Annotated in this window: 23 protein-coding genes; 12 read left to right on the forward strand and 11 right to left on the reverse strand. The window is 71.0% G+C overall.

Annotation, left to right across the window (positions count from 1 at the left end; translation table 11 throughout):
- The first annotated feature begins 3 nt into the window (after positions 1 to 3).
- The 3 genes from OG306_RS11260 to fabF all read left to right on the forward strand — a co-directional run bounded on the left by OG306_RS11260 (position 4) and on the right by fabF (position 2,657).
- Positions 4 to 1,005 (forward strand): ketoacyl-ACP synthase III, encoded by a 1,002-nt coding sequence (locus OG306_RS11260; protein WP_266746053.1) that lies wholly within the window; start codon positions 4 to 6, stop codon positions 1,003 to 1,005.
- 63 nt (positions 1,006 to 1,068) lie between these two features.
- On the forward strand, positions 1,069 to 1,317 hold the full coding sequence (locus tag OG306_RS11265; protein WP_014045780.1) for an acyl carrier protein: 249 nt from the start codon (positions 1,069 to 1,071) through the stop codon (positions 1,315 to 1,317).
- A 77-nt stretch (positions 1,318 to 1,394) separates the two neighbouring features.
- Complete coding sequence (gene fabF, locus OG306_RS11270) at positions 1,395 to 2,657, forward strand: beta-ketoacyl-ACP synthase II (protein WP_266906810.1); 1,263 nt, start codon at positions 1,395 to 1,397, stop codon at positions 2,655 to 2,657.
- A gap of 183 nt (positions 2,658 to 2,840) precedes the next feature.
- Here fabF and OG306_RS11275 read toward each other — a convergent pair whose 3' ends face one another.
- Positions 2,841 to 3,335: a DUF3145 domain-containing protein gene (locus tag OG306_RS11275; RefSeq protein ID WP_266746056.1), complete on the reverse strand. Its 495-nt coding sequence runs from the start codon at positions 3,333 to 3,335 to the stop codon at positions 2,841 to 2,843.
- Between the two features lie 350 nt (positions 3,336 to 3,685).
- On the opposite strand from OG306_RS11275, the gene OG306_RS11280 reads away from it, so the two are divergent.
- Complete coding sequence (locus OG306_RS11280) at positions 3,686 to 4,603, forward strand: SGNH/GDSL hydrolase family protein (RefSeq protein WP_266746057.1); 918 nt, start codon at positions 3,686 to 3,688, stop codon at positions 4,601 to 4,603.
- Between the two features lie 11 nt (positions 4,604 to 4,614).
- Complete coding sequence (locus OG306_RS11285) at positions 4,615 to 5,613, forward strand: aldose epimerase family protein (RefSeq protein WP_266906808.1); 999 nt, start codon at positions 4,615 to 4,617, stop codon at positions 5,611 to 5,613.
- Between the two features lie 80 nt (positions 5,614 to 5,693).
- On the opposite strand, the gene OG306_RS11290 is transcribed toward OG306_RS11285, so the two are convergent.
- On the reverse strand, positions 5,694 to 8,255 hold the full coding sequence (locus OG306_RS11290) for a beta-glucosidase family protein (RefSeq protein WP_327259324.1): 2,562 nt from the start codon (positions 8,253 to 8,255) through the stop codon (positions 5,694 to 5,696).
- 151 nt (positions 8,256 to 8,406) lie between these two features.
- Here OG306_RS11290 and OG306_RS11295 point away from each other — a divergent pair, with 151 nt between their 5' ends.
- Complete coding sequence (locus tag OG306_RS11295; protein ID WP_266746060.1) at positions 8,407 to 9,003, forward strand: TetR/AcrR family transcriptional regulator; 597 nt, start codon at positions 8,407 to 8,409, stop codon at positions 9,001 to 9,003.
- A 118-nt stretch (positions 9,004 to 9,121) separates the two neighbouring features.
- On the forward strand, positions 9,122 to 11,080 hold the full coding sequence (locus tag OG306_RS11300) for a flavin monoamine oxidase family protein (RefSeq protein ID WP_266746061.1): 1,959 nt from the start codon (positions 9,122 to 9,124) through the stop codon (positions 11,078 to 11,080).
- Positions 11,081 to 11,101: 21 nt separating this feature from the next.
- Here the strand turns inward: OG306_RS11300 and OG306_RS11305 are convergent, their stop codons facing one another.
- The 3 genes from OG306_RS11305 to OG306_RS11315 all read right to left on the reverse strand — a co-directional run bounded on the left by OG306_RS11305 (position 11,102) and on the right by OG306_RS11315 (position 13,733).
- A complete protein-coding gene (locus tag OG306_RS11305; RefSeq protein WP_266746062.1) occupies positions 11,102 to 11,710 on the reverse strand; it encodes a LysE family translocator in 609 nt (202 codons plus the stop codon).
- A gap of 22 nt (positions 11,711 to 11,732) precedes the next feature.
- On the reverse strand, positions 11,733 to 12,524 hold the full coding sequence (locus OG306_RS11310) for an EI24 domain-containing protein (RefSeq protein ID WP_266746063.1): 792 nt from the start codon (positions 12,522 to 12,524) through the stop codon (positions 11,733 to 11,735).
- 189 nt (positions 12,525 to 12,713) lie between these two features.
- Positions 12,714 to 13,733 (reverse strand): NADP-dependent oxidoreductase, encoded by a 1,020-nt coding sequence (locus OG306_RS11315; protein WP_266746064.1) that lies wholly within the window; start codon positions 13,731 to 13,733, stop codon positions 12,714 to 12,716.
- 96 nt (positions 13,734 to 13,829) lie between these two features.
- Here OG306_RS11315 and OG306_RS11320 point away from each other — a divergent pair, with 96 nt between their 5' ends.
- A complete protein-coding gene (locus OG306_RS11320) occupies positions 13,830 to 14,273 on the forward strand; it encodes a MarR family winged helix-turn-helix transcriptional regulator (protein ID WP_266746065.1) in 444 nt (147 codons plus the stop codon).
- Positions 14,274 to 14,416: 143 nt separating this feature from the next.
- Here the strand turns inward: OG306_RS11320 and OG306_RS11325 are convergent, their stop codons facing one another.
- The gene (locus tag OG306_RS11325; RefSeq protein ID WP_266746066.1) at positions 14,417 to 15,217 is read right to left on the reverse strand and encodes an SCO2400 family protein; all 801 of its coding nucleotides are present in this window, start codon (positions 15,215 to 15,217) and stop codon (positions 14,417 to 14,419) included.
- Between the two features lie 78 nt (positions 15,218 to 15,295).
- Between OG306_RS11325 and OG306_RS11330 the strand changes: the two genes are divergently transcribed.
- From OG306_RS11330 to OG306_RS11340, 3 genes are all read left to right on the forward strand, one after another.
- Positions 15,296 to 15,862: a hypothetical protein gene (locus tag OG306_RS11330; RefSeq protein ID WP_266746067.1), complete on the forward strand. Its 567-nt coding sequence runs from the start codon at positions 15,296 to 15,298 to the stop codon at positions 15,860 to 15,862.
- 145 nt (positions 15,863 to 16,007) lie between these two features.
- A complete protein-coding gene (locus OG306_RS11335; RefSeq protein WP_266746068.1) occupies positions 16,008 to 17,045 on the forward strand; it encodes a rod shape-determining protein in 1,038 nt (345 codons plus the stop codon).
- Positions 17,046 to 17,169: 124 nt separating this feature from the next.
- Positions 17,170 to 18,690, forward strand: coding sequence for a sensor histidine kinase (locus tag OG306_RS11340; protein WP_266752164.1), 1,521 nt, complete (start codon positions 17,170 to 17,172; stop codon positions 18,688 to 18,690).
- Between the two features lie 59 nt (positions 18,691 to 18,749).
- Here the strand turns inward: OG306_RS11340 and OG306_RS11345 are convergent, their stop codons facing one another.
- Positions 18,750 to 19,181: an Lrp/AsnC family transcriptional regulator gene (locus tag OG306_RS11345; protein ID WP_266746069.1), complete on the reverse strand. Its 432-nt coding sequence runs from the start codon at positions 19,179 to 19,181 to the stop codon at positions 18,750 to 18,752.
- A 160-nt stretch (positions 19,182 to 19,341) separates the two neighbouring features.
- Here OG306_RS11345 and OG306_RS11350 point away from each other — a divergent pair, with 160 nt between their 5' ends.
- Positions 19,342 to 20,793, forward strand: coding sequence for an acyl-CoA synthetase (locus OG306_RS11350; RefSeq protein ID WP_266746070.1), 1,452 nt, complete (start codon positions 19,342 to 19,344; stop codon positions 20,791 to 20,793).
- Between the two features lie 120 nt (positions 20,794 to 20,913).
- Here the strand turns inward: OG306_RS11350 and OG306_RS11355 are convergent, their stop codons facing one another.
- The 4 genes from OG306_RS11355 to OG306_RS11370 form a co-directional block, all read right to left on the reverse strand.
- Positions 20,914 to 22,197, reverse strand: coding sequence for an MFS transporter (locus OG306_RS11355; protein WP_371665259.1), 1,284 nt, complete (start codon positions 22,195 to 22,197; stop codon positions 20,914 to 20,916).
- A 114-nt stretch (positions 22,198 to 22,311) separates the two neighbouring features.
- Positions 22,312 to 24,096 carry an ABC transporter ATP-binding protein gene (locus OG306_RS11360; protein WP_266752166.1) on the reverse strand — a complete coding sequence of 595 codons (1,785 nt, stop codon included), beginning with the start codon at positions 24,094 to 24,096 and terminating at the stop codon, positions 22,312 to 22,314.
- Positions 24,097 to 24,713: 617 nt separating this feature from the next.
- Positions 24,714 to 25,439: a DUF4328 domain-containing protein gene (locus tag OG306_RS11365; protein WP_266746071.1), complete on the reverse strand. Its 726-nt coding sequence runs from the start codon at positions 25,437 to 25,439 to the stop codon at positions 24,714 to 24,716.
- Positions 25,440 to 25,533: 94 nt separating this feature from the next.
- Positions 25,534 to 25,830 (reverse strand): SHOCT domain-containing protein, encoded by a 297-nt coding sequence (locus OG306_RS11370; protein ID WP_266746072.1) that lies wholly within the window; start codon positions 25,828 to 25,830, stop codon positions 25,534 to 25,536.
- Between the last annotated feature and the right edge of the window lie 195 nt (positions 25,831 to 26,025).

Here is a 26,025-nt window from a genome sequence, read left to right on the forward strand (position 1 = left end):
AGCATGTCGAAGATCAAGCCCAGCCAGGGCGCCCCGTACGCACGGATCATGGGTGTCGGCGGCTACCGGCCGACCCGTGTCGTGCCGAACGAGGTGATCCTCGAAACGATCGACTCTTCCGACGAGTGGATCCGCTCGCGCTCCGGCATCGCCAGCCGCCACTGGGCCTCCGAGGAGGAGACCGTGGCCGCGATGTCCATCGAGGCGTCCGGGAAGGCCATCGCCGACGCCGGGATCATGCCCGAGCAGATCGGCGCCGTGATCGTCTCCACCGTCTCGCACTTCAAGCAGACCCCGGCCATCGCGACCGAGATCGCCCACAAGGTCGGTGCGGGCAAGCCCGCCGCCTTCGACATCTCGGCCGGCTGCGCGGGCTTCGGTTACGGGCTGACGCTCGCCAAGGGCATGATCGTCGAGGGTTCCGCGGAGTACGTCCTCGTCATCGGCGTGGAGCGGCTCAGCGACCTCACCGACCTGACGGACCGGGCGACGGCCTTCCTGTTCGGTGACGGCGCCGGTGCGGTCGTCGTCGGCCCGTCCAAGGTGCCGGCGATAGGACCGACGGTCTGGGGCTCCGAGGGCGACAAGTCCGAGACCATCAAGCAGACCGTGGCGTGGGACGAGTTCCACGCCGAGCGCCCGGAGAAGTTCCCGGCCATCACGCAGGAGGGCCAGGCGGTCTTCCGCTGGGCCGTCTTCGAGATGGCGAAGGTCGCCCAGCAGGCGCTGGACGCGGCCGGGATCGCCCCGGGAGACCTGGACGTCTTCATTCCGCACCAGGCCAACATGCGGATCATCGACTCGATGGTGAAGACCCTGAAGCTGCCGGAGAACGTTACGGTCGCCCGTGACGTGGAGACCACCGGCAACACGTCCGCCGCCTCGATTCCGCTCGCTATGGAGCGGCTTCTGGCGACCGGTCAGGCGAAGAGCGGCGACACCGCGCTCGTCATCGGCTTCGGGGCGGGTCTCGTCTACGCCGCGACGGTCGTTACCCTCCCCTAGGCACACCAGGCCTTTCGGCCCGGATGCCCGAACCCTGCAGATAAACACCGAAGGAGCGCCAACATGGCCGCCACTCAGGAAGAGATCGTCACCGGTCTCGCCGAGATCGTCAACGAGATCGCCGGTATCCCGGTCGAGGACGTCCAGCTGGACAAGTCCTTCACCGACGACCTGGACGTCGACTCGCTGTCCATGGTCGAGGTCGTCGTCGCCGCCGAGGAGCGCTTCGACGTCAAGATCCCCGACGAGGACGTCAAGAACCTCAAGACGGTCGGCGACGCTGCCGACTACATCCTCAAGCACCAGGGCTGATCAGCCCGGCTCCTGTGTCGCCACCCGGCGGTGGCGCCGCTGATTCACGACCCTCTACACGTGGAGAAGATTTTCCAGTGAACTCGACCAATCGCACCGTGGTCGTCACCGGTATCGGCGCAACCACTCCGCTGGGTGGCGACTCGGCGTCGACCTGGGAAGGCCTGATGGCCGGCCGGTCCGGCGTCAAGCCTCTCGAGGGCGAACGTTTCGCCGAACTGCCCGTCCGGATCGCCGCACTCGCGGCCGTCGACCCGGGCGACGTCCTGCCCCGCCCGCTCGCCCGCAAGCTGGACCGCTCGGCGCAGTTCGCGCTGATCGCGGCCCGTGAGGCGTGGGCGGACGCCGGTTTCACCGGCAAGGCCGGTGAGGACGAGACGATCCGGCCCGAGCGGCTGGGTACGGTCATCGCCTCCGGTATCGGCGGCGTGATCACCCTGCTCGACCAGTACGACGTGCTCAAGGAGAAGGGCGTACGCCGCGTCTCCCCGCACACCGTGCCCATGCTCATGCCCAACGGCCCGGCCGCCAACGTCGGCCTGGAGGTCAACGCCCAGGCCGGTGTGCACACTCCGGTCTCCGCCTGCGCCTCGGGCGCCGAGGCGATCGGGTACGCCGTCGAGATGATCCGCACCGGCCGTGCCGATGTGGTCCTCGCCGGTGGCACCGAGGCGGCGATCCACCCGCTGCCGATCGCGGCGTTCGCCAACATGATGGCGATGTCGAAGAGCAACGACGAGCCGGAGAAGGCCTCCCGTCCGTACGACACCGGCCGTGACGGCTTCGTACTCGGCGAGGGCGCCGGAGTCGTCGTCCTGGAGTCCGCCGAGCATGCCGCCGCGCGCGGCGCCAAGGTCTACTGCGAGGTGCTGGGGCAGGGGCTGTCCGCGGACGCCCACCACATCGCGCAGCCCGAGCCGACCGGCCGCGGCATCGCCGCCGCGATGCAGAACCTGCTGGAGCAGACGGACCTCAAGCCATCCGAGGTCGTCCACCTCAACGCGCATGCCACGTCGACGCCGCAGGGCGACGTCGCGGAGCTGAAGGCACTGCGCAAGGTGCTGGGCGACGACCTCGACCACGTCGCGATCTCCGCGACGAAGTCGATGACCGGTCACCTGCTGGGTGGTGCGGGCGGCATCGAGACCGTCGCGACGGTCCTGGCGCTGCACCACCGGATGGCGCCGCCGACCATCAACATCGACAACCTCGACGAGGCGGTCGAGGCGGACATCGTGCGCGATGAGCCGCGGCCGCTGCCGGAGGGTCCGATCGCCGCGATCAACAACTCGTTCGGGTTCGGCGGGCACAACGTGGTCCTCGCGTTCCGCAGCGTCTGACCTGCGGTCCGCAGCCCGCGGTCCGGTACGACGAAGCCCGCCTCCCCACTCGGGGAGGCGGGCTTCGTCCGCTGCGCGGGGCGTTTCGGGGGCTCTGCCCCCCCCCCGGACCCCGGACCCCCGCTCCTCAATCGCCGGAGGGGCTGGATTTCTCAGCCGCCGGAGGGGCTGGATTTCGCGCCCTCACACCACCTGGTGCAGCCACCGCACCGGCGCGCCCTCGCCCGCGTGACGGAAGGGTTCCAGTTCGTCGTCCCACGGCTTGCCGAGCAGCTTGGCGATCTCGGCCTCCAGGTCGGTCTCGTCCCGCACCGACCGTGCCAGCGCCGCACGCAGCCGGTCCTCGGGCACCAGGATGTCGCCGTGCATGCCGGTGACGGCGTGGAAGATGCCCAGCCGGGGCGTGGAGCTGTAGCGCTCGCCCTCCGACGTGGGGCTCGGCTCCGCCGTCACCTCGAAGCGCAGCAGATCCCAGCCGCGCAGCGCGGAGGCCAGCTTCGACGCCGTGCCGGGGCGGGCCTGCCAGGAGAACTCGGAACGCCAGGTGCCGGGCGCGGCCGGCTGTCTGATCCAGTCGAGCTGGACCCGCACACCGAGGACACCCGCCACCGCCCATTCGACATGGGGGCAGAGCGCGCGCGGTGCGGAGTGAACGTACAGAACTCCACGTGTCGTCACCGGGACCTCCAGTGTGGGACGAAGTTCGCCTTCCCCAGCGGCCTCGCGCCCGTACCGTCTCTTCTCAGCCGGCCCCCGAGGTTCTCGTCAGTAAACAGCATCGGGGTGAATCTCCTGAAAAGGGACAGTATGTGACGTGATGTGATTTACGGAAAGCCACCCGAGTGGAGCCGGGCGAGGCAACGCGCCGCTGGTTCGACGAGGAAAAGCTACCGCGCGGCGGCGGCCGAGGTGTGACGTACGGTCGGTCCTGGGCACATCATTCGCACAGCTTTCACCCTGTGGGGCACCCGGGCCCGCCGCCCGGTGCCGCGGGGGGTTGCCGGGGGCATAACCGAGGGGACCAACGGATGCAGAATCGTTTTGCCCGTCACCGTTCGCGCACCGCGGCGGCTGTCCTGGCGGCGGTCTCGTTGCTCGGCGCCGCCGCTCTGACCGGTTGCGACGCCGATGGGAACAGAACAACGAAGGGGGCGGCGGCCGAGCCGCGGGAGCCGTCCGCGAGGCCCGGACCGGTCTGGGACCGCAGTCCTGGGTCGGTGGCCGCCGTCGGTGACTCCATCACCCGCGGGTTCGACGCGTGTTCGGTGCTGGCGGACTGTCCGGAGGCGTCCTGGGCGACCGGCACGGACCGGGAGGTGCGCAGCCTCGCTGTGCGGCTGCTCGGTGAGTCGGGGGCCGCCGCGCGCAGTTGGAACCACGCCGAGACGGGGGCCAGGATCGCGCAGTTGCCGCAGCAGATGGCGTTGGCCGCGAAGGAGAAGCCGGATCTGGTGACGGTGATGATCGGCGCCAATGACGCCTGCCGGGACTCGGTGCGGCTGATGACGCCGGCGGCTGATTTCCGGGCGTCGTTCGAGGCTTCGATGCGTCAGTTGCGCGCCGGGGCACCGAAGGCGCAGGTGTACGTGTCGAGCGTGCCGGATCTCAAGCGGCTCTGGTCGACGGGGCGCGGCAACGCGCTGGGCAAGCAGATCTGGAAGCTGGGGATCTGTCAGTCGATGCTGGGGGACGCGGACGACATGGGGGTGCCCGCCGTGGCCCGGCGCGCCTCGGTGCAGGAGCGGGTCGTGGCGTACAACGAGGCGCTGCGGGACGTCTGCGCGAAGGACCGGCGCTGCCGCTACGACGGCGGGGCGGTCTTCGACTACGCGTTCACGGGCAAGCAGCTCAGCCAGTGGGACTGGTTCCATCCGGGGCGCAACGGGCAGGCGAGGCTGGCGGAGATCGCGTACCGCAATGTCACTTCGGCCAGGCCCCCGGCGTAGGCTTTGTGATCATGGACACAGGTTCGAGCGCGGTGATACGTGCGGAAGAGTTCGGTACCCTCGCGGACGGCGCCGTCGTGCACCGGTGGACGCTGGAGCGGGGCGGTACGCGGGTGCGCGTCCTGACGTACGGCGGCATCGTGCAGTCGGTCGAGGTGCCCGGCCGGGACGGAGCGCGGGCGGGTGTCGCGCTCGGGCTGCCGGACCTCGCCGGGTACGAGACGTTCACCGGCCCGTATTTCGGCGCGCTCGTCGGGCGGTACGCGAACCGGATCGGCGGGGCCTGTTTCGAACTGGACGGCCACACGCACCGGGTGACGCGGAACGAGGGGCGCAACCATGTGCACGGCGGGGCCCGGGGCTTCGACAAGCGCGTGTGGGAGGCTCGGGAGGTGGCGGACGGTGTCCGGCTGTCCCTGGTCTCCGAGGACGGCGAGGAGGGCTTCCCGGGGCGTCTGACGGTGTCGGCGACGTACTCGCTGGACGAGGACGGGGCGCTGCGGATCGCGTACCGGGCGACGACGGACGCCCCGACGGTGGTCAACCTCACCAATCACACGTACTGGAACCTCGCGGGCGCCGACAGCGGCAGCGCCCTCGGGCAGGTGCTGCGGATCGCGGCCGGGCGGATCACCCCGGCGGACGCCGAGTCGCTGCCGACGGGCGAGTTCCTGCCGGTGGACGGGACCAGGTTCGACTTCCGTGAGCCGCGGCCGGTCGGCCCGGACTACGACCACAACTTCGTGCTGGACGAGGCGGTGGCGGGTCCGGTGGCCGAGCTGTACGACGCGGGGTCGGGGCGCGTCCTGACCGTCAGCACGACGGAGCCGGGAATGCAGCTGTACACGGCGGACCACTTCGACGGGCGGCCGTTCGGGCCGTGCGGCGGGATCGCGCTGGAGACGCAGCACTTCCCGGACTCCCCGAACCGGCCGGAGTTCCCGAGCACGGTGCTGCGGCCGGGCGAGGAGTACGTCTCGTCGACGGTGTACGGATTCTCGGTGCGCTGACGCGCCGTCGCCACGGCAGGGGAGAGCCCCGGAGCGGTGCCGGCACCGCTCCGGGGCTCTCCCGCGCCGGGAGGGGCCGCTTACCCGGCGGTGTCCACGGCCTTGGTATCCACGGCCTTGGTATCCACGGCCTTGATATCCACGGCCTTGATATCCATGGCCTTGATGTCCACGGCCTTGATGTCCACGGCCGTCGTCAGGCGTACGTCGCCGAGCGAGCGGGCCGCCTGCACCTCGTAGGTGCCGGGAACGAGGGTCCAGTCGTACGCGCTCTCGTCCCAGATCTCGTACGCGCGCCGCTCCAGCGGGATCACCACCTCGGCACTCTCGCCGGGCGCCGCCTCGACCCGTGCGAAGCCGGCCAGCCAGCGGGCGGGGCGTTCGGCGCTGTCGTCCCGGGGCGCGAGGTAGAGCTGGACGGTCTCGGCGCCGGGGCGGGTGCCGGTGTTGCGGACGCGGACGGTGGCGCTGTCCGGGCCGGCCGTCAGGGTCTCGTACTCCCAGGTGGTGTAGCCGAGTCCGTGGCCGAAGGGGTACGCGGGCACGGTGCCCGCCTTCTCCCAGGCGCGGTAGCCGACGAAGACGCCCTCGTCGTAGGAGAGTTCGCCGTCGGTGGGGGTGGTGTTCGAGACCGGGACGTCGGCGAGCGCGACCGGCCAGGTGGTGGGGAGGCGGCCGCCCGGTTCCTCGGCGCCGAGCAGGACGTCGGCCAGGGCGTGGCCGGCCTCCTGGCCGGGGAACCAGCTGAGCAGGACCGCGGCGACCTCGTCGCGCCACGGGAGCTCCACCGGGGAGCCGGAGTTGACGATCACGACCGTGTTCGGGTTGACGGCGGCGACGGCCCTGACGAGGTCGTCCTGGTGGCCGGGGAGCTTCAGGTCGGTGCGGTCGAAGCCTTCGGACTCGACGCGTTCGGTGGTGCCGACGACGACGATCGCGGTGTCCGCGGCGCGGGCCGACTCGACGGCCTCGGCGATCAGTTCCCCGTGGTCGCGGCGCGGGCCGAGGTGGCAGAAGGAGAACGAGACGCCGAGGATCGCCGCGTCGTCGCCCAGGGTGTCAGGGATCTGCCGCAGCGAGACCTCGACGGCTTCGCCCGCGGTGAGGGTGATCCGGCCGCGCTCCAGGGGGTTGCCGAAGAACGCCTCGCCGGGGTCGGTGGAGTCGGTGACCCGGTGGACGTCGTCGTACAGGGTCTCGCCCGCGACGGTGAGGGTGAGCGCTCCGGTGCCGCGGGTGCCGAAGATGTGCTCGCCGCTGTCGCGCGGGACGAAGGTGCCGGTGATCTCGACGCTGTGCAGCGCCTCGCGGCTGACGCCCTCGGGTAGGTCGTCTGCGATCCACTGGAGGGTGCCGTTGTGCAGCGGGGCCGTGCCGATGACGGTGCCGGAGGCGTCGCAGCAGAGCGCCCTGAGTTCGAAGCCCTGCTCGGCGGGGGTGAGGTCGTCGTTCGGGTCGGCTCCGACGCGGTAGTCGACGGCGCCCTCGGGGAGGGCAGTGGTGAGGCCGTCCAGGGGCGAGACGATGTGGTGCGGGAAGACCTGTGCGGAGCCGCCGCCGAGGACCCGGGCGTCCCGGGCGAGCGCCCCGCTGAGCGCGACCTTGCGCACGGCCGCCGGGTCGACGGGGAGCACGGCGCGTTCGTTGCGTACGAGGACGAAGGAGCGGCGGGCGACCTCGCGGGCCAGTGCGTCGCCGTCGATCGTCTCCGGGTACGCGGCCCCGTCCACGACGGGCGGGGCGCCGTCCAGGATGCCGACGCGCGCGGCCAGCCGCAGCACGTTGCGTACGGCGCCGTCGACGACGGACTCCTCGACGTCACCGGCGCGCACGGCGTCCGCGAGCGCCTTCCCGTACACCGTTCCGGGGCCCGGCATGGCGACGTCGAGGCCGCCCTCCACGGCGGCGACGGTGGAGCGGGCGGCCAGCCAGTCGGAGACGACGTACCCGTCGAAGCCCCATTCGCCGCGCAGCACCGCGTTCTGCAGATAGCGGTGCTCGGTCATGGTCGATCCGTTGACCCGGTTGTAGGCGGCCATGATGCCCCACGGGTGGGCGTTCTTGACGATCCGTTCGAACGGGGCGAGGTAGATCTCGCGCAGGGTGCGCGGGGCGACGAGGTTGTCGACGGTGAAGCGGTCGGTCTCGGCGTCGTTGGCGACGAAGTGCTTGACGGTCGTGCCGACGCCGCCGTCCTGCACGCCCCGGACATAGCCGGTGCCGATCTCGCCGGTGAGGTACGGGTCCTCGCTGTACGCCTCGAAGTGGCGCCCGCCGAGCGGGGACCGGTGGAGGTTCACGGTCGGGGCGAGGAGGACGTGCACCCCCTTGCGGCGGGCCTCCTGGGCCAGCAGCCGGCCGGCCCGGCGGGCCAGGACCGGGTCCCACGTCGCGGCGAGCGCAGTGGGCGAGGGCAGGGCGACGGAGGGGTCGTCGGCGCTCCAGGCGACCCCGCGGACGCCGATCGGCCCGTCGGACATCACCAGGGAGCCCAGCCCGACGGCGGGAAGCGCGGGCAGCGACCACATGTCCTGGCCGGCCAGCAGCCGCGCCTTGTCGTCGAGGCCGAGTGCGGCCAGCGCCGCGTCGACCGCGGCCTCGCGGGCCGCATCGGGGTTGGTGGGTGTGGACGCGCCTGCCACGGCCGTACCTCCTCGTCGGTGTCCTGCACGGAATCGTCTCCATACTGACCTCCTTACCAGTAGAGCAGTAGGTTTCGTTACCATCTCGTGACTTTCGATGGCGTACGGTCCTCGGTGCGGGACCGATGAAGCACCGAAAGGGGCCGGGGCGATGGTGCGGGCCAGAAGCACGGAGCGGCGGGCGGAGATTCTGCGCGCCACGCTCGAAGTGATCGCCGAGCGCGGCTATCGCGGCGCCTCGCTGAGCGCCGTCGCCGAGCGGGTCGGCCTCAGTCAGCAGGGGCTCCTGCACTACTTCCCGACCAAGGAGGCGCTGCTCATCGCCGTACTGGAGGACCGCGACCGGTGGGACACCGGCGGCAGCCCCCGGAGCGACGGCACCTGGCGGACCGATCTGCTGGGCTCACTCGTCGAGTACAACGCGATGCGGCCCGGCATCGTCCAGACGTTCTCGGCACTGCTCGGCGAGAGCGTGACGGAGGGTCATCCCGCACGGGAGTTCTTCACCCACCGCTACACCCAGGTCCGCGCGAGCATGGCGGCGACGCTGCGCGCGGAGTACGGCGAGCGGCTGCCGGGCGGTCTGACTCCGGAGCGTGCGGCGCCCCTGCTGGTGGCGATCATGGACGGGCTCCAGTACCAGTGGCTCCTCGACCCGGATTCGGTGGACATGCCCGTGGCGTTCCAGGATTTCCTGGCGCTGTTGCGGTCGGCGGAACCGGAAGCTCCGGAGAACCCCCGATCATGACATGACCTGCTACGACGTCACTCCAACAAGATCGACGGTCCCCACCTGCGGGTGATTTCCGGGCGATCTACGCGCGTCCGGGCGAAGGGCACCTCCCGGGCGCCCCAAGGTGGGCCGCATGACTTCCAAGCCCACCGGAACCTCCTCCGGCCTGCCCTCCCGGCGCACCATGATCACGGGCGCCGCCGCCGGTGCCGCCGCCCTCGCCACGACCGCCGTCGGCTCCGCGAACGCCGCCACGCCCCACGCCGTCGGCGCCGCCGCCGCGTCCGGCACCGCGCTCGCCCCCACGGCCGCCCCCGGCTCGGACTGGAACGCCTGCCTGACCATCGCCCGCGCCATCCTCGTACGCGACGAACAGGACCAGCCGCTGGTCCCCGCGTACCGCGACATCCTGCTGTCCAAGGGCCTGCCGCGCAGCCGCAAGGCCCCCAAGAAGGTGCTGGTCGTCGGCGCGGGCCCGGCCGGGCTCACCGCCGCCCACCTGCTCCGCGGCGCCGGGCACGACGTCACCGTGATCGAGGCCAACGGCAACCGCGTCGGCGGCCGGATCAAGACCTTCCGCACGGGCGGCCACGAGCACGCGAAGGCGCCGTTCGCCGACCCGAAGCAGTACGCCGAGGCCGGCGCCATGCGGATCCCCGACAGCCACCCGCTCGTCACCGGGCTCATCGACAGCTTCGATCTGAAGCGCCGCCCCTTCTACCTGGTCGACGTCGACACCGAGGGCCGGCCGGTCAACCACACCTGGATCCATGTCAACGGCGTCCGGATGCGCAAGGCCGACTACGCGGCGAAGCCGCAGGCGATCAACCGCTCGTTCGGTGTTCCCGCCGAGTTCGAGAACAAGACCGCCGCGACGATCGTGCGGGATGCCTTCAAGCCCGTGCGGCAGGAGTTCGAGGGCAAGGAGGGCCGGGAGCTCGTCGAGGGCTGGGCTCGGGTCATCCAGCGGTACGGGCACTGGTCGATGTTCCGCTTCCTGACCGAGGCGGCCAAGCTCGACGAGCGCACCATCGACCTCATCGGCACGGTCGAGAACCTCACCTCGCGGCTCCATCTCGCCTTTGTGCACAGCTTCATCGGGGCCTCCCTGATCAGCCCGGACACCGCGTTCTTCGAACTGCCGGACGGCACGGCCACCCTGGCCGACGCGATGTACAAGCGGGTCCGGGACCTCGTGCGGCTGGACCGCCGGGCCACCAGGATCAGTCACGGCGCGAACAGCGTCCGGGTCGAGACGATCTCCGAGGGCCGCGACGGCAAGCCGCTGGTGCGCGAGACGTTCACCGGCGACCGGGCGATCATCACCGTGCCGTTCTCCGGGCTGCGCCACATCCCCGTCGCACCCCTGCTCTCGTACGGCAAGCGGCGCGCGATCACCGAGATCCACTACGACGCGGCGACCAAGGTGCTGCTCGAATTCAGCCGCCGCTGGTGGGAATTCGAGGAGAAGGACTGGAAGACCGAGCTGGACCGCATCAAGCCCGGCCTGTACGACGCCTACCGGCTGGGCAGGGCCCCGGCCGACGGTTCGCTGCTCGGCGCCCACCCCTCCGTACCGCCCGGTCAGCTGCCGCCCAACCAGCGGGTGCATTACGCGGCGTACCGGGCCACCGCGCGCAACCAGCCCGAGGCGGCGCACGTCATCGGCGGCGGATCGGTCACCGACAACCCCAACCGCTTCATGTTCCAGCCGTCCCACCCGGTCAAGGGCAGCGCGGGCGGTGTGGTCCTCGCCTCGTACAGCTGGGCCGACGACGCGCTGAAGTGGGACTCGCTGGACGACGACGAGCGCTATCCGCACGCCCTGGGCGGGGTGCAGGACGTGTACGGGCAGCGCGTCGAGGTCTTCTACACGGGCGTCGGCGCCACCCAGTCGTGGATGCGCGACCCGTACGCGTACGGCGAGGCGTCGGTGCTGCTGCCGGGGCAGCACACCGAGTTGTTCGCCGATGTGCGCTCGGTGGAGGGGCCGCTGCACTTCGCCGGCTGCCACACGTCGATCAAGCCGGCCTGGATCGAGGGGGCCCTGGAGTCGGCCGTCAGGTCCGCACTGGAGGTGCACACCAGCTGACCGGTGTCCGGCGGGCGTCGCTCAGCGGGCCAGGCCCAGGGTGACGCCCAGTCCGACGAGCACCGACCCGATGCCCCGGTTGAGGGCCTTCTGCCACTTCAGCATCGAGGTGCGCAGGCGCGAGCTCGAGAAGAACAGCGCGACCAGGGCGAACCAGCCGAAGTGGGCGGCGGACATGAACAGCCCGTAGCCGGCCTGCTGCCACACGCTGGTTCCGGGCCCGACGACCTGGGTGAAGGTCGACACGACGAAGAGCGTGGTCTTGGGGTTCAGCGCGTTGGTGAGGAAGCCGGTGCGCAGGGCCCCGAACCGCGTCAGCTGTGGCTTGGACTCCAGGTCGACGTCGAGATCGCCGCGGGCGAAGAAGGTGCGCAGCCCGATGTAGACGAGATAGGCGGCGCCGACCAGCTTGATCGCGGTGAACAGGGCGGTGGACGAGGCGATCAGCAGCCCGACGCCGAGCATCGTGTACGTGACGTGGACGAGTACGCCCGCGGCGACCCCGGCGGCGGCCATGAGCCCCGTCGTGCGGCCGTAGAGATAGCTGTTGCGGATGACCATCGCGAAGTCCGCGCCCGGACTGATGACGGCCAGGACGGTGATGACTGCGACGGCGATGAGCTCGGTCATGGGCGGATGATCTCCTCGGTCCTTAGCCCTTGTCGAGGGTGTACGGGGCGGGGGCGTCGTCCTCGCCCTCGTCCTCGTCCGTCGGCACCAGGTCGCGCACCAGCAGAGTCGCTCCGGCGACGGCACCCGGCATCAGGAACACGGCGACGAACGGAACGAGGAAGGCGAGCCCCAGCGGCACGCCGAAACCGAGGGTCAGCAGGCGACGCCCGCGCAGCAGGGCGAGCCGGTCCTTCAGGACCATGCCGCGGCGCTGGAGCGCGACGGCCGTGAGTTCCTCGGCGAGGAAGTAGCCGGTGACGCAGAAGCCGATCACGGGGACGACGGTCTGACCGACGACCGGAATGAACCCGAAACCGAAGAGCACCACCGAGTACAGCCCCACCCGCACCAGGATGCGAACGCTGTCACGGGCGGATATCCACAGCTCCCGCCAGAGCGGCAGCCCGGACTCGGGAACCTCGCCGCCCTCCGTACGGTCGACCTGCTCGGAGAGCGACTCGTAGAAGGGCTGGCCGACCAGCAGCGTCACGGCGGTGAACGTGATCACGGCGAGGAAGAGCCCGAGCCCGAAGACCAGCACGGTCAGGGTGGTGCGGAGCAGACCGGCCCAGGGCGACGACCAGTCGTCGGCGAAGGGGGTCGCCCAGGTCACCAGAGTGTCGGCGCCATAGCCGAGGCCGACCAGCGCTGCCGCGTACAGGACGAGGGTGATGAGCCCGGGCAGCAGCCCGAAGCCGAACCAGCGTCCGTGCCGGCCGACCCATCGCTGCCCCTTGACCAAGTAGCCGAAGCCCACCCCTAGATCACGCATTGCGTCAGGGTACTGGTGGGGGATGTGGCCCCTCCCGTCGCGGTGGCCCGGTGCACGGCCGAGGACCGCACCCCCTCGCGGGGATGCGGCCCTCGCGGGGATGCGGCCCTCGGCCGGTTGCGAGCGGTCAGGCAACCGACAGCTCTACCTTGATGTTGGATGAGACCAATGGGCGCCCCTGAGCGGCTTTCAGGCCAGGGAGACGATCATCTTCCCGGTGTTCTCGCCGCGCAGCAGACCGAGGAAGGCGTCGAAGCCGTTCTCGATGCCGTCGACGAAGGTCTCGCGGTACTTCAGCTCGCCCGAGGCCAGCCAGCCGGCCACGTCCTGGACGAACTGCGGCTGGAGCGCGGCGTGATCGCCGACGAGCATGCCCTGGATGCGCAGCCGCTTGCCGATGACGAGGGCGAGGTTGCGCGGGCCGGGGGTCGGCTCGGTCGCGTTGTACTGGGCGATCATTCCGCAGAGGGTGACGCGGCCGTGCACGTTGAGCGAGGAGATCGCGGCTTCGAGGTGTTCGCCGCCGACGTTGTCGAAGTAGACGTCGATGCCGTCGGGGGCGGCCTCGCGCAGCTGCTCGGCGACCGGGCCGTTCTTGTAGTTGAAGGCCGCGTCGAAGCCGTACTCCTCGACGAGGAGCTTGACCTTCTCGTCGGATCCGGCCGAGCCGATGACCCGTGAGGCGCCCTTGAGCTTCGCCATCTGGCCGACCTGGCTGCCGACCGCACCGGCCGCTCCGGAGACGAAGACGGCGTCGCCCGCCTTGAAGGAGGCGACCTCGAAGAGGCCCGCGTAGGCGGTGAGACCGGTCATGCCGAGCACGCCGAGATAGGCGGAGAGCGGGGCGAGCGACGGGTCGACCTTCACCACGCGCTCGGCCGGGACCTCGGCGTACTCGCGCCAGCCGAGGCCGTGCAGGACGTGGTCACCGACCGCGATACCCGCCGCGTTCGACGCGACGACCTCGCCGACCGCTCCGCCGTCCATGGGGTGATCGAGCTTGAAGGGCGGGGTGTACGACTTCACGTCGTTCATCCTTCCCCTCATGTACGGATCGACCGAGAAGTGCAGGTTACGGACGAGGACGCGCCCCTCGCCCGGAGCGGTGACCGGGGCCTCACGCAGTGCGAAATCCTCGGCCTTCGGCCAGCCGTGCGGGCGGGCCACGAGGTGCCATTCACGGCTGGACGCGGGAAGTGCTGCAGACATGGGCTCCGGGTCTCCTCAATGAAAATACTTCATGACGTGAAACAACCATGCTCCTGGATATTTCATATTGTCAAGTAACCGGTTATCGTGGGTGTCATGGCCACCACCCGTACAGACCCTCTGACCCTCGAAGTCGTCGAGCTCATCGGCACCGTCGTGGCGCGTTACTACGAGGAGTACGACGAGGCCGCGGCGGCCCACTCCCTCACCGGCGCCCAGGCGCGCGTTCTCGGGCTGCTCGCCCTGGAGCCGATACCCATGCGCAGGATCGCCCAGAAGCTGAAGTGCGAGCCGTCGAATGTCACCGGCATCGTCGACCGGCTGGAGACCCGCGGCCTGGTGGAGCGCAGGCCGGATCCGGCCGACCGGCGGGTGAAGCTGGCCGCCCCGACGGAGAAGGGCGCGCGGACGGCGCAGGAGCTGCGCGATTCGCTCACGTTCGCCCGGGAGCCGCTGGCCGAGCTGTCGGACGAGGACCGGGCGACGCTGCGGGACCTGCTGCGGCGCATGCTGGGAGAGTCGGGCCCGCGCCACAGCTGAGGGCAGGGCGTGGCCGGGGGCCGGGCGGGCTCGGGGGCCGGGCGGGCTCGGGGGCCGGGCGGACTCGGGGCAGAACGCTCAGGAACAGAACCAGGTCAGGGGCAGACCCGGGTCAGGAGCCACCCCGGGCAGGAGCAGAACGCTCAGGAGCAGAACCAGAGGAACCAGCACGTCTCGGAGCGGGTCGGCGTCGGCGTCGGCGTCGGGGTGGGCGACGCCGGGGGTGCCGGCCGCGTCGGTCCGCCGCCGGGCCGGGCCGGGTCCGACGGATCGCCGGGCGCCCCCTCGGTGGCGTCGGGGCCGGGCGCCAGGTCCGTGGGGGCGGAGGGCGCGGCGGATTCCGGTACCGGCGCGGCGGCGGAATCCTCGGGGCGGGGGCTGTCCGCGCCGGAATCCTCGGGGCGGGCGCTGCCCGTCGCCCCACCCGCACCCGTGGCACCGGCGGGATGCGCATCGGTGGCCGGGAGCACGGAGGGGCCGTCCACCGGGCCGGGCCGTTCGGCCGCGTCGCTCGCCGAGAGTGCCGGGGCCGGCTCGGTCGCATCCGGGACCGCTTCGCGTACGTAGTCCGAGGCGCGGTCGTCGCCGTTCGGCTCGATGGCCAGCTCGGCCAGGCTCAGCAGCCCCGCCGCGAGCACCACGCCGATTGCGACGAGCAGGGACGTCCGGCCCCGACGGCGGTGTGCACGCTTGCCACGCCGCTGCGCCCCGGCCCTCCGGTCCGGCCTGCGGGAACCGGAGGTGCCGCGCGCGGGGCGGGCAGCATCGCGCCCCCCGCGGCGTCCCGCGAGCCGGGGCGGTGCGGACGGTTCGCGCTCCGCATCCGGCTCGTGGCCGGCAAACGCGGGCGTGGCGTAGTGGCTCAGCGCCTCCGCGGGGGTTCCGCATCCGGCACAGGCCAGGGCGCCGTTGAGATGCCGTTGGCACGGGTGGCAGTAATCCATGGCGCCCGCAGATTAGATGCCAGTAGGACAACATAGATAGCCGCCCATGTGAGGATCCTGTGTGGAAATGTTGAAACCATGACCGCGCCCACGCCTTTCGGCCCTCGTGAGTTCCAGCTCGTCCTGCTGCGCCGGATGGCCGACCATCAGCCCGCCCTCGTCGACGAGGCCCGGCAGGAGCTGAGTGCCTCGCTCGCCGAGATGCGGGAGGCCAACCGGCGTTGGCAGGCCATGGTGCGGGCGCCACGGGGGCGGGGCGCCCTGCGGCGCTACCGTTCGGTGCTCGGCGAGCCCGAGTCGTCCGTACACCGCACGATCGGCGATCTGGAGTGCGACGCGCTGCTGTGGCCGGTGCCGCTCTGGCCGGATCTGCGGTTCGAGGTGATGATCGCGCCGGGCGGGGCCGTATGGAACGAATGGCTGGTGCGGGCGCCGGGAGCGCCGGGCCCCGAACTGCGTACCGTCCAGGATCTGCGCCCCTGGTCGGGCACGGTGGACGAGGTCGCCCGGGCCTTCGCCCCGGCCCGTCCGATGGAGGGCAGCCCGCCGACCCGGTGGGCGCTCGCGATCGACGCGCCCGACACGGGTGAATCGTATGTCGCCGAATTCACCTGGGGGCTGTTCCAGCGACTGCTGCCCGGCTGACCTCTGCGTACCGCGCGCCCTGTCACTCCGTCAGCCCGGACCCCCTACGGCTCATCCCGACGGGCGCGACGACTCCGAACGGCGCACGATGCGAAGAGAGCCGGCTGCCGCCGGAATCCCCTCAGTGCTCTCGGGAGAACCTGCCGTGACCGTCAGCCTTGAGCAGTTGCGCCGTTGCCATGTCGCCGTCGACCTCGGGGCCGCCCGGACCCGTGTGTACGTCAAGGGACTCGGGCTCGTCGTCGACGAGCCGAGCGCCGCCGCCGTGAACACCCGTACCGGCTCGCTCATCGCCGTCGGCGAACTCGCCGAAAAGATGACGGGCCGCACCCCCGACTACATCCGGGTGGTCCGCCCGGTCACCGGTGGAACCGTCATCGACATCGAGATGGCCCAGCGGATGCTCCGCCAGCTGCTCGGCGAGAAGCTCCGCCGCCAGCTGCGCCGCAAGCCCCGGCTGCGGGCCGCCGCCTGCACCCCGCACGACAGCGATCCGCTCGCCCAGCGGGCCACCGTCGAAACCCTGGTGGGGCTGGGCGCGCGGCGGGTCGAGCTGGTCGACACCCTGATCGCGGCGGCCGTCGGCTGCGGGCTCCCCGTCGAGCAGCCGACCGCGACCATGATCATGGTGTGCGGGGCGGCGACCACCCAGATCGCGGTGCTCTCGCTCGGCTCGATCGTGACCGCCGTACGTGTCCCGGTCGGCGGCGACGCCATCGACCACACGGTGATCCAGTATCTGCGCCAGCACCACGAGTTGATGCTGCCGAGCCAGTCCGTACGACCGCTGCAACTGGCGCTCAGCGGCAGCGGTCCGAGCTCGCACCGGCCCGTGACGACCAAGATCCACGGCCGGGACGTGGCGACCGGTCTGGCCCGCTCGGTGGAGGTCGACACCGCCGCCGTGCGGAAGGCGATCCACGCCCCGCTGACCGCCGTGCTCGACGGTCTCGGCAAGATCCTCCGCGACTGCCCGCCCGATCTGGTGGCCGACCTGGTCGACTGCGGGATCATGATGGTCGGCGGCAGCGCGCTGCTGCCCGGCCTCGACCAGATGCTGCGGGAGGCGACGGGCATGTCCGTGCACATCGCGGACCGGCCCGACGTGTGCTCCGTACTGGGGCTCGGTGCGATGCTGGACGGGAAGATCGAGCCGATGGTCCTCGACCCGCTCGCCTGCTGAGCCCCGCGGGGGTGCGCGCGTGTCCGACGAGACGGAGAACCGGGCGGCGGCGCACCCGCACGCGGGGCCCCCGGACGCGGAGCCGGCCGACGCGACCGGCCGTGCGCGGACGGCCCGGCTGCCGATGCTCCTGGAAGCGGTGCCGAGCGTCGGCACCACTCTCGAACTGCGGGCCACTCTCCAGCAGATCGTGGACACCGCCACCGCGCTGACGGAGGCCCGCTACGGCGCGCTCGGCGTACTCGACCCCGGGCGCGGCACGATCACCGAGCTGTTGACCTCGGGCCTCGGCGACGCCGAGCGGCAGCGCATCGGGCGGTTCCCGGGCGGGCACTCGGGGATGCTCGGCCTCCTCATCGCCGAACCGCAGCCGCTGCGCTCCGACGATCTGACCACCGACCCGCGCTCCTGCGGGGTACCGCCCGGCCATCCGCCGATGCACTCCTTCCTGGGGGCACCGATCCAGGTGCAGGACCAGGTGTTCGGCAATCTCTACCTCACCGAGAAGCGCACCGGCCGCTTCACCGATACGGACATGGCGCTGCTCAGGGTGCTGGCCTCGCAGGCCGGGATCGCGATCGGCAATGCCCGGCTGTACGAGTCGGCCCGGCAACGGGAGCGCTGGATCGAGGGGGCGGCCGCCGTCACCACCGCCCTGCTGGCGGGCGGGAACGCGGCCGACGCGCTGCTGACCGTCGCCGAGGGGGCCAGGGCACTCGCCGACGCCACCGCCGGGGTGATCCTCCAGCCGGACGAGAAGGGCGGCATGGAGATCGTCACCGCGTCCACGCTCGACGACCCGGCCGGGATCGTCGGTACGACCATCGAGGCCGGTTCCGCCGTGCTGGTCCAACTGCTGGGCGGGGAACCTGTGTTCATCGAGGACTCGGCCACCGATCCACGGATGACGACGCATGTGCGGTCGCGGTTCGGGCCCAGCATGATGCTGCCGCTGCAGAGCGGCGGGCGGCTGATCGGCACCCTCGCCCTGCCCCGGCGGCGCGGCGCCCGCCCGTACACGGCTGTGGACCGGCAGCTGGCCTCGCAGTTCGCCTCGCAGGCCGCGCTCGCCCTGGTCCTGGCGGACGCCCAGCACGACCGGGAACAGCTCGCGGTGTACGAGGACCGGGACAGGATCGCCCGCGATCTGCACGACCTCGTCGTCCAGCGGCTGTTCGCGACCGAGATGATGCTCGAGTCGACGCGTCGCAGGGCCGCCGCCCCGGAGACGGACGAGCTGCTCGGCAAGGCCGTCGACGAACTGGACTCCACCATTCAGGAGGTACGGACGGCGATCTTCGCCCTCCAGCAGCCGCCCGCCGAGGTCCCCGCCACCTTCCGCGGCCGGGTGCTGCGCGAGACCGGGGGCGCCGCCGCCGTGCTCGGCTTCCAGCCGTCGGTGCACTTCAACGGGGCGGTCGACACGCTGGTCCGGGAGCCCGTGGACGGCCGGCTGCTCGCGGCGCTGCGGGGCACGCTGGCCGCCGCGCACCGGCGGGCCGGGGTGTCGGCGATCGAGGTGGAGGTGGACGCGGCGGCCGTGGAGCCCGACGGGCGGGCCGCGGTCCGGCTGTCGGTCGCCGACGACGGCCGCGAGGAGGACGGCTCGCGTTCGCCGACCTTCATCTGGCAGGCGCCGCTCTGAAAGCCACCCACGCGACCGTCATCGGGCAGGCGCCGCTCTCAAAGCCACCCACGCGACCGTCATCGGGCAGGCGCCGCTCTGAGCGCGACGCGGGTGTTGGAGTGGGCGACACCGGCCTCCCGCTTGAGCCTGCGCAGCAGCCCGTCCAGGGCCGCGGTGTCGGCGACGGTGGCCCGTACGAGGTAGTCGTGGCCGCCGGTCACGTGCACCACCTCGGTGATGCCGGGCAGGGCGAGCACCGCCCGTTCGAACGCCTCGTTCGTCGTGTCGATACGCAGCGTCACGTCGATGAAGACGACGAGGCCCGTGCGGGTGTCGGCGGCCGGGTCGATGATCACGGTGAAGCCGCGGATGACGCCGTCGCGCCGCAGCCGGCGCACCCGGTCGGCCGCGGCGTTGGCGCTGAGCCCGACCCGCACGCCCAGATCGCGGTACGAGATCCGGGCGTCCTCCTGGAGAATGCCGAGAATCTCCCTGTCCAGACGGTCCATACCGTGATTGTCTCAGCTTTGTCCGGTTCGTGACCTCGCAAGGCGCACCGGGGCCGGGTTCGTGGCCGTTGCGCCACCGTCGGCTTCGGGCCGGCCTTCGGTGTACGCCTACGGGCGCATGCGGACCCGTCAGCGTGAGGAGGGCTCTAGGGTGCGGTGGGTGACTTCTCTTCTGTGTGTACCGGATGACGGTTCCGTCCGTGAGGCCATACGGTTCGGCGAGCACTCGCTGACGTACGACCGACTGGCCCTTGCCTCCACCGCGCTCGCCACGCGTCTCACCGGTGCCGGACGGGTCGCCGTCTGGGCCACGCCCACGCCCGGGACCGTGGTCGCCGTCGTGGCCGCGCTGCGGGCCGGGGTGTCGGCGGTGCCGCTCAATCCGAAGACGGGGACGCGCGAACTCGGGCACATCGTGGCCGACAGCGAACCGGGCGTGGTGCTGGCCGGGGCGGGCGACGTCCTCCCGCCGGTGCTGGACGCGCTGGAGCGTATCGATGTCGAAACGGCCCCGGACGGGGCGGCGTGCCCCACGCTCCCCGAGCCCTCCCCCGAGTCCCCCGCGCTGATCGTCTACACCTCCGGCACCACGGGCCCGCCCAAGGGCGCGGTCCTGCCGCGGCGGGCGATCGCCGCATCGCTGGACGCGCTGGAGGACGCCTGGCAGTGGACCGGCGACGACGTGCTCGTCCACGCCCTGCCGCTGTTCCATGTGCACGGTCTGATCCTGGGCGTGCTCGGGCCGCTGCGCCGGGGCGGATCGGTGCGGCACCTGGGCCGGTTCTCGACCGACGGGGTGGCGCGGGAGCTGTCGTCCGGCGGCACGATGCTTTTCGGCGTACCGACGATGTACCACCGGCTGGCCGAGGCCCTCGACGGCTCCGGCCCGGACGCGGCCGGGCTGGCGAAGGCGCTGGCCGGGGCCCGGCTGCTGGTGTCCGGGTCGGCCGCGCTACCGGTCCACGACCACGAACGGATCGCGGCGGCGACCGGCCGCCGGGTCATCGAGCGGTACGGCATGACGGAGACCCTGATGAACACCGGCGTCCGGGCCGACGGCGAACCGCGTCCCGGCGCGGTCGGCGGCCCCCTGCACGGCGTCGAACTCCGTCTCGTCGAGGAGGACGGCACCGTCCTCACCAGCCCCGACACCATCGGCGAGATCCAGGTGCGCGGCCCGAACCTCTTCACCGGCTATCTGAACCGCCCCGACGCCACGGCCGCCGCGTTCACCGAGGACGGCTGGTTCCGTACGGGGGACATGGCCACCCGCGACCCCGACGGCTACGTACGGATCGTCGGCCGCAAGGCCACCGACCTGATCAAGAGCGGCGGGTACAAGATCGGCGCCGGTGAGATCGAGAACGCGCTCCTCGACCACCCCGGCGTCCGCGAGGCCGCCGTCACCGGTGAACCGGACCCGGATCTGGGCGAGCGCATCGTCGCCTGGGTGGTGCCGGCCGACCCCGCCGCGCCCCCCGCGAAGGACGAGCTCGCGGACCATGTGGCCGCCCAGCTGGCCCCGCACAAGCGCCCGCGTACGGTCCGTTACCTGGCGGCGCTGCCCCGCAACGACCTGGGCAAAATCATGAAGCGGTCGCTGTCCGCCTGACGGGTGACGGGCAGGGCCTTCGCCTGGATCAGGACGGATCCGGATGGATCAGGCCGGATCAGGACGGATCCGGCCTGATCGACACATCCGGCCTGATCCAGGAGCCCCGGTGCCGAGCCGTCACGGCTGCGGGTTCTTCGCGTCGTACCGCACGAATCCGCGCCACCGCAGCCCCAGCAGCGACACGGCGACGACGCAGGCGATCCCGCCGCCGGTCACCGCCAGGCCAGGCGAGGTCAGGTCCGCGACCGATCCGGCGACGAAATCGCCGAGCCTCGGTCCGCCCGCCACGACGACGATGAACACGCCCTGCAGCCGCCCCCGCATCTCGTCCGGCACGGCCGCCTGGAGCATGGTGTTCCGGAAGACCATCGAGGTGGTGTCCGCGGCACCGGCGAGCGCCAGGAAGATCAGTCCGAGCCAGAGCTGACGGGTCAGGCCGAAGAGCGCGATGGCGGTGCCCCAGCAGACGACGGCGAGGAGCACGGCGAGGCCGTGGCGGCGGACGCGGCCCAGCCACCCGGAGAACACCCCGCCCAGCAGCGCCCCCAGCGCGGGGGCGGCGACCAGCAGTCCGGTGGTCTTCGCGTCACCGCCGAACCAGACCACGGCGACGACGGGGAACAGCGCCCGGGGATGGGCCAGCACCATGGCGCACATGTCGGTGAAGAAGGTCATCCGCAGATTGGGCCTGGTCCCCAGGAAGCGCAGCCCGTCCGCGACGGATGCCCGCTTGACGCCCCTGTCTCCCGCCCGCTCCGGCAGCATCGAGGGCAGCCGCCACATCGCGTACAGCGAGGCGGTGAAGGTGACGGCGTCGACGGTGTACGCGGCCCGGTAGCCCCACCAGCCGACGATCAGCCCGCCGAGCATCGGCCCGACCAGCGTGCCGGTGGTGCCGGTCATGGAGTTGAGGGCGTTGGCGGCGGGCAGCTGCTCGGCCGGCAGCAGCCGGGCGATCATCGAGGTGCGGGCCGGTGAGTTGAGCGCGAAGCAGGCCGCCTGCAGGGCGACGATCGCGTACAGCAGCCCCACCTGTTCCACCCCGGCGACGGTGGCGACGACCAGCGCGACAGAGAGGATGAACGACCCCGAGGAGCTGGCGAGCCCCAGCTTGCGCCGGTCGATGGTGTCCGCGACGGCGCCGCCGTACAGCCCGAAGACGACCAGGGGCAGGAACGAACAGAACCCGATGAGCCCGACCGAGAAGGCGGACCCCGTGATGTCGTAGACCTGGAGCGAGACCGCGAGCGCAGTCATCCCCTGCCCGATCCAGGAGACCGTGTTCCCGAACCAGAGCCGCCGGTAGTGCGGGGAGGTCCGCAGCGGCGTCAGGTCGGCGAATATCCGGGGGCGGCGTCCGGGCTCTTCGGCTGTTTCGGCTGTTTCGGCTGTTTCGGTCACAGCGGATGGTAGCGACCGGCGTGCGTCCGAAAGTCCGGTTGCGGCCCGTACACCTGCGGGCCGCCACGTCAGGAAGCGCAGCCGGCCAGGCAGTTGGATCCCGCGAGTGCCCACCTACCGCCAGTGGATTCCCGACGGACGGGCGGACGGGTACACGGCGCCGTTACAGGGTTGGGTACGGCGCTCGAACAGGGTGGCGTACAGACCGTTCCGGCCCAGGAGTTGCGTGTGCGTGCCCGACTCCACCAGGCGTCCCTCGTCCAGGACGAGGATGCGGTCGGCGTCCGCGGCAAGGGCCAGATCGTGTGTGATCACGATGGTGGTGCGCCCCTCGGCGAGGCGCCGCAGCGGTGCGAGGATGCGCCGTGCGGCCAGTCTGTCCAGCCCGGTGGTGGGCTCGTCGAGCAGCAGCACGGGCGCGTCGCGCAGCATGGCACGGGCGATCGCGATCCGCTGCAACTGCCCTCCGGAGAGCCGGGAGGTGCCCGTGGCAATGACAGTGTCATATCCCTCTGGCAAAGTCCGGATGAAGGCGTGGGCGTCGGCCGCACGTGCGGCCTCCACGACGTCACGGTGGGTCACATCGGCGCGTCCGCAACCGATGTTCTCCTCAATGGTGTCGTGCAGGACGAGCGTCTCCTGCGGCAACAGGGTGATGTTCCGGCGCAAGTAGGTCAGTGGCAGCCGATCCACGGACACGCCGTCCAGCCGGATGCTGCCGGCATCCGGGTCGTAGAACCTCAGCAGCAGAGCCGCCAGCGTCGACTTGCCGGCGCCGCTGGGGCCGGTGATGACGAGTAGTTCCCCGGGGCTCGCGGTGAACGAGAGGTCCCGGAGAACGGGCTCGCTGCTGTCCGGGTAGTGGAAGAGGACCTCGCGTGCCTCCACCTCGCCGAGCGCACGGCTCCGAGGAGGGGCGGGCACGGAGGCGGCCGGGTCGGTGACGGCGGGTCGGGCGTCCAGGATCTCCAGCAGCCGCTCGGCTCCCGCGGTCGCGGCCGTGGCCGTCAGACCGAGCTGGCCCAGGGAGCGGATCGGCGGGTAGAGGTAGCCGATGAAGGCGGCGAAGGCCAGGAGCTGCCCGAGAGTCATCCGGTCCGCGGAGATCTCCCACACCCCCAGGCCGATGACCGTCAGGACGCACAAGGTTTCGAGGACTTCGACGAGTTGCTCGTAGAACTCGGTGAGGCGGACGGCCCTCACCGCTGCCTTCAGCCGGATGCGTGCCTTGCCGAAGAGCCGCGCCTCCTCGTCGGGCTGCCTGTTGTACGCCTGCGTCATGACCACATTGACCAGCGTCTCCTCGACGACCGCCGTGATGGCGCCGTCGGCGGCGCGGCCACGCCGGGACACCGCGCGCAGGGGCTGGGTGAACCGCCTGGTCGTGAACCAGAAGAGCGGAACCATGAGAAAGGTGGCGAGGGCCAGGTCCCAGCGCAGCCACAGGGCCGCGGCGGCGTAGAAGAGCGTGCTGAACACGGCCGAGGCCGCCCCGACGATGCCGGACACCACGAGCGCCTCGATGGCCTCCACATCGCCGGTCAGCCGCTCCACCAGGTCACCGCGGCGATTGCGTTGGTAGAAGTGCGGCGGGAGGGTCTGGAGATGGCTGAAGACCCGCGCCCGCAGCCGCATCACGAAGCGTTCGGCGGTCCAGGCGGCGATCGAGTTGCCCAGATATCCCACCACCGCGCCGATGACGGCTACGGCGAGCCACTGGCCCGCCGGTTTCCAGAAGGCGCTGACGGAGCCGGTCTGCAGCGCCGAGTCGGTGAGTTCGGCGAACAGCAGCACGGTGATGGTCTCGGCGACGGCGGCGAGGACGGCGCACAGGAAGATGAGGACGAGCCAGCGCCGGTCTCCCGCGGTCATCGGCCAGAAGCGCCGGAACGCCACCATGATGCTGATGGGGTCGGTGCGGATCGGAATATCCGTCACCGAGTCCTGAGAAGTCTCTTCGGGGGGCGCTGGGCGCCGTGGTGAGCTGCGCAGGCGCATGGGCGTCACGTCACAGAGGTGCTCGGACTATGGAACATCTCCATAGGCGCGGGCCCCAAGACCACGAGACAAACTCGCGCCGAAGCGCGAGCCTGCCTCGCTTGGGGATGGAGTCAGGGATTTTCGGGTCAGTAACCCCCGCGGCCTCCGCGGCCTCCACGGCCTCCGCCGCCTCCGCGGCGGCCGAAGTCCCGGCCGAAGTCCCGTCCGCGTCCGCCGCGGTCGCCTCCACGACCCCGTCCGCCGCGTCCGTAGTCGCCGTAGTCCCTGTCCCTGTGGTCGAAGATGCTGCGTACCTTCATCTTCGCCTCCTTTGGAGGATGTCGCTGTGCCGCTCCTGACTCTTGCTGCGGCACTACCGACACTACGTCCGCCCTCTGCGGCCAACAACTCGTACAAGCCGTAATAAGAGGAAAACTCATGAAATACCGTAAATCTTCGGAGCGTTGTCATAAGTGACTCTCCGGAGGCTCCCGGAAGTACGCCCCCGTTGCCCCGGTCGAGTCCGTGGATCGCCCTCAGCCGACGGGTTCTCCGGACCGGGCGACCGGCCCGTGCATTCCCTTGACGTGTTGCATGTGCGTCAGGGTGCGGACCAGCCGGATGGCGAGGACGGCGCAGGCGATGTCGAGGAGGTCGGCGAGCATGAGCAGGCCGAGTCCCACGTTCGCCGTGCCGACTGATTGGGTCATGTCGTAGACCGCTCCGCCGACCAGGGCGACGAAGCCCTGAACGAGCCAGAAGCCCCACCAGAGATTGATCGGGCCACGGCCCGGCCGATCGGGTGCATACGGCCCCTCGGGACGGCTCGCGTTCCAGATGTCGAGGGTGATCCGACGCGGGAACCACAGGTTGACGACCGGGAGGAGCCAGCCCCAGGCGGTCCAGCTGCGGTGCCGTCGGTGAGTGCCGGGGGCGAAGACTTCGGCGTTGTCGCGCAACCGGTAGAGCCAGCACAGGTAAACGATTCCGGTGGTGATGTAGAGCAGGCTCTGGAGCAGGCCGAAGAGGTTGTAGACGAGTTGCCTTTTCTCGATCCCGGGAACCGAGAGCACGGCCGCCCCGGGGTCCGCCGCACCCCGCAGCAGACCGTACAGATATCCCCCCGAGACGAGTGACAGTACGTCCGCGACGATCACGGCGACGAGCAGAAGAGAAGTGGCCAGTCCCAGACCGACCGGTGAGCGCAGCACCGCGAAATAGGCGGGCGCGGGGGCGACGGCGTGCGTCGCGTTCGTATTCACACTCCGACCAGCGATTCCACCGCCCCGGGCGTCACACCCGTGTATGTGTCATGGTTCCGCCGAGCCGGGGTTCATGGTTCGGCCGAGCCCGGGGTCATGGTTCGGCCGAGCCCGGTGGGGAGCCGCGGAGGGTGGCCAGACGACGCCGATACTCGTCGTCATCGATCTCGCCACGTGCGTACCGCTCGGCAAGGATCCGCTCCGCGGACGACGAGCCGGGCCCGGGCCAACCGGGCGCGACAGGGGGCCGGCCGCCGACAGGACGGTTCCGGCCGAATGCACGGAAGAGCAGGGCGACGGCGATGATGATCAGCACCCAGAAGAGGATCATGCCGACCGACATCGCGAACCAGCCCCACGCACCCATGCCGTGGTCGTGCCAGTACATCATCGAAGATCACTCCCCCTTGCGTCCGGTGGGAGTGCGGGCCCTGCGCCCGCAGAGAGCCTTCGGTTCCATCCTCTCTCTCCCGAAGAGCACGGGCCCCTCTCTCCCGAAGAGCACGGGCCCTGAAGACCACGGACGGCAGCTACCGGGCGACCGAACCCAACAGCACTTTATGTAATCGGACAGGTACTGTATGTG

The organism is Streptomyces sp. NBC_01241 (assembly GCF_041435435.1).
GTDB lineage: Bacteria > Actinomycetota > Actinomycetes > Streptomycetales > Streptomycetaceae > Streptomyces.